Origin of the sequence: Zemynaea arenosa (assembly GCF_004614185.1) — a bacterium.
Classification (GTDB): Bacteria; Pseudomonadota; Gammaproteobacteria; order Burkholderiales; family Burkholderiaceae_D; genus Telluria; species Telluria arenosa.
On the sequence record NZ_SPVF01000058.1, the window covers coordinates 1 to 3,057 of the forward strand.

Annotated in this window: 4 protein-coding genes; all 4 read left to right on the plus strand. The window is 64.6% G+C overall.

Going from position 1 to position 3,057, the window contains the following annotated elements:
• Window positions 1-657: flagellar hook-length control protein FliK (locus E4L96_RS03820; protein ID WP_135205905.1), on the plus strand; the 657-nt coding region annotated here is incomplete at its 5' end.
• A gap of 320 nt (window positions 658-977) precedes the next feature.
• A complete protein-coding gene (gene fliL / locus E4L96_RS03825) occupies window positions 978-1,496 on the plus strand; it encodes a flagellar basal body-associated protein FliL (protein ID WP_135205906.1) in 519 nt (172 codons plus the stop codon).
• 24 nt (window positions 1,497-1,520) lie between these two features.
• On the plus strand, window positions 1,521-2,501 hold the full coding sequence (gene fliM / locus E4L96_RS03830; RefSeq protein ID WP_135205907.1) for a flagellar motor switch protein FliM: 981 nt from the start codon (window positions 1,521-1,523) through the stop codon (window positions 2,499-2,501).
• A gap of 20 nt (window positions 2,502-2,521) precedes the next feature.
• Complete coding sequence (gene fliN, locus E4L96_RS03835; RefSeq protein ID WP_181017580.1) at window positions 2,522-2,941, plus strand: flagellar motor switch protein FliN; 420 nt, start codon at window positions 2,522-2,524, stop codon at window positions 2,939-2,941.
• Window positions 2,942-3,057: the final 116 nt, after the last annotated feature.

Below are 3,057 nucleotides of genomic sequence, written 5' to 3' on the forward strand. Positions count from 1 at the left end.
CAAGGTGCCCCCGCCGCCGCCACCACGAGCGCCACGCCCCAGGCCGAATATGCAACCGAAAGGTTGCATATTCAAACCCCGGCCGAGCAAGCCGCCCTGCACGACCTGCAGCCCACGCTGGCTCCCGCCGCCGCCCAGGTCCAGGCCGCCAACAGCCTGGAAGCCACGCAGGCCGCCGCCGCAGCCGGGGGCGAGCGCCTGAGCGCCCGCGTCGGCACCAACGCCTGGGAAAACCAGGTCGGCCAGAAGATCGTCTGGATGGCTGCCGGTGGCGACCAAAGCGCCGAGCTGACCCTCAATCCGCCGGACCTCGGCCCGATGCAGGTGGTCCTGTCCGTGAGCAACGACCAGGCCAGCGTCGCGTTCACCGCGGCCCAGCCGGAGGTGCGCGCGGCCCTGGAGAGCGCCCTGCCCCGGCTGAAGGAAATGATGAGCGAATCCGGCCTCTCGCTGGGCAACGCCACCGTCAACGCCGGCAATCCGGGCCAGCAGGACCAGCAGCAGCGGATGGCCGGCAACGCCGCCGGCCAGGGCCAGGGCAACGGCAACCGTTATGGCAACGACAACGGCAATGCCCCCGCCGCCGTCAACGAAGTCCAGCCGAACGCCCCGCGCACCCAGCGCCTTGACCGCGGCCTGGTCGACCTGTTCGCCTGACCGCCTTGATCTGCCTCAACCCCGGGGTCAGGCGTCCCCTTCCCTCTTGGGGTCAGACCCCGGGGGCTTGACAGCCCGGTATATCAGGCGCTCTGACCACGGGGTCTGACCCCGGGGCGGAGGGCTGGGGCCTGACCCCGGTTGATGGAACGCAAACGAGGGGCGATTGGCGCGGGGCTGCGGCGGCGGAACTGCGGGCAGAACATCCTTCTGTTCCACCCTACAGCTCCCGCAGTTTCTCCCGATAATGACATAATGGCGGGCACACACAGAGGCGTCTTCCCGTCCACTTGCCCGATCTGAAAGAGAACGTAACGACAATGAAAGCTGACCCCAAGGCTGACGCAGCACCCGCCGCCAACGGCAAGAAAAAACTGATGGTGATCGTGATTGCCGCCGTGCTCGTGGCCGGTCTGGCGGGCGGTGCCGCGTGGTTCTTTACCAAGGGCAGCGCGGACGCGGAAGAGACCGGCGGTGCCCACAAGGGCGACAAGAAGAAAAAGAAAAGCGACAAGGATCACCCGGCCGTCTACGTGGTGCTGGAACAGTTCACCGTCAACCTGCAGCCGGAAAACGGCGCCGACCAATACCTGCAGCTGGCCTGCACCCTGCAAGTGAACAGCCCGGAACAGGAAGAACTGCTGAAAGCCAACATGCCGAAGGTCCGCAGCCGCATCCTGCTGCTCCTGTCGGGCAAGAAAGCGTCCGAGATCTCGTCCGTGGAAGGCAAGAAGAAACTGGCCGAGGAAATCATCAAGGTGTCCAACGAGCCCTTCGTCGAGCACGGCGAGCCGCAAGAGGTGAGCGACGTTCTGTTCACTTCGTTTATCATCCAGTAACCGAGTCCGTCGAAGCACCGCATCATGGCCGATAATTTCCTCTCACAGGAAGAAGTTGATGCCCTTCTCAAGGGCGTCAACGGCGATCAGGACGACACCGTCGCCCCGGAAGAGACTGCGGGCGTTCGAACGTACAACCTGGCGACCCAGGAGCGCATCGTCCGGGGCCGCATGCCGACCCTGGAGATCATCAACGAGCGGTTCGCCCGTCTGCTGCGCGTCGGCCTGTTCAACTTCCTGCGCCGTTCGGCCGAGGTCTCGGTCGGCTCGGTGCGCGTGTCCAAGTACTCGGAATTCATCCGCAACCTGGTGGTGCCGACCAACCTCAACCTGGTGCACATGAAGCCGCTGCGCGGCACCGCCCTGATGGTGTTCGACCCGGGCCTCGTGTTCCTGCTGGTGGACAACCTGTTCGGGGGCGACGGCCGCTTCCACACCCGCGTCGAGGGCCGCGACTTCACGCAAACGGAGCAGCGCATCATCCTGCGCATCCTGGACATCGTGTTCGAGGCCTACACCAAGTCGTGGGAGCCGGTCTACCCGGTCGAGTTCGAATATATCCGGTCGGAGATGAACACCCAGTTCGCGAACATCGCGACGCCGAACGAAGTGGTGGTCTCGTCGACCTTCACGGTGGAACTGGGCTCGGTGTCGGGCCAGATCCACTTCTGCATGCCGTACTCGATGATCGAGCCGATCCGCGATGCGCTGACCTCCTCCCTGCAAGGCGAGGCGCTGGAGGTGGACAAGCGCTGGATCCGCCTGATGACGCAGCAGATCCAGATCGCGGAAGTCGAACTGGTGGCCACGCTGGGCACCGGCAAGGCCTCGTTCGACGATATCCTCAATTTCAAGATCGGCGATGTCATTCCGCTCAACGTGCCGGAGACCATCCAGGCCACCGTCGATGGCGTGCCGGTGATGGAGTGCACCTACGGCGTGCTGAATGGCCAATACGCACTCAAGGTCGAGAAGCTGCTCGCGTCGGCCTCGGATTCAAAATAAGGTAGTGAAGGAGTATGACGATGTCTGATAACCAGGACGACCAAAGCCTCGACGACGATTGGGGCGCGGCGATTGCCGAACAGGCCAAGGCCGAGGCGGATGCGCTGGCGCAGCAGCAGTCTGCGCAGGCGGCCGTGTTCAAGGATTTCTCGAACAAGGGCAGCGCGCCGGCCACCCAGAACGACATCGACTTCATCCTCGATATCCCGGTCCAGCTGACCGTGGAGCTGGGGCGCACCAAGATCGCCATCAAGAACCTGCTGCAGCTGGCCCAGGGCTCGGTGGTGGAACTGGATGGCCTGGCGGGTGAGCCGATGGACGTGCTGGTCAACGGCTGCCTGATCGCGCAGGGCGAGGTGGTGGTGGTGAACGACAAGTTTGGTATTCGTCTCACGGACATCATCACGCCCTCGGAACGCATCCGCAAGCTCAATAAATGAGGGCGCGCTTCCTCGTGACCCTGGCGGCGCTCGGCGCCGCCGCCTCCTTCGCCCTGGCGGCGCCCCCGGCTCAAACCGGCGGCGCCGCCAGTGCCGTTTCCGGCCCTGCTCAGCAG

What these genes read in the sequence shown, in the direction of transcription:
- fliM (WP_135205907.1), top strand. Translation starts at nt 1,521, where the DNA reads ATGGCCGATAATTTCCTCTCACAGGAAGAAGTTGATGCCCTTCTCAAG.
- fliL (WP_135205906.1), top strand. Translation starts at nt 978, where the DNA reads ATGAAAGCTGACCCCAAGGCTGACGCAGCACCCGCCGCCAACGGCAAG.
- fliN (WP_181017580.1), top strand. Translation starts at nt 2,522, where the DNA reads ATGTCTGATAACCAGGACGACCAAAGCCTCGACGACGATTGGGGCGCG.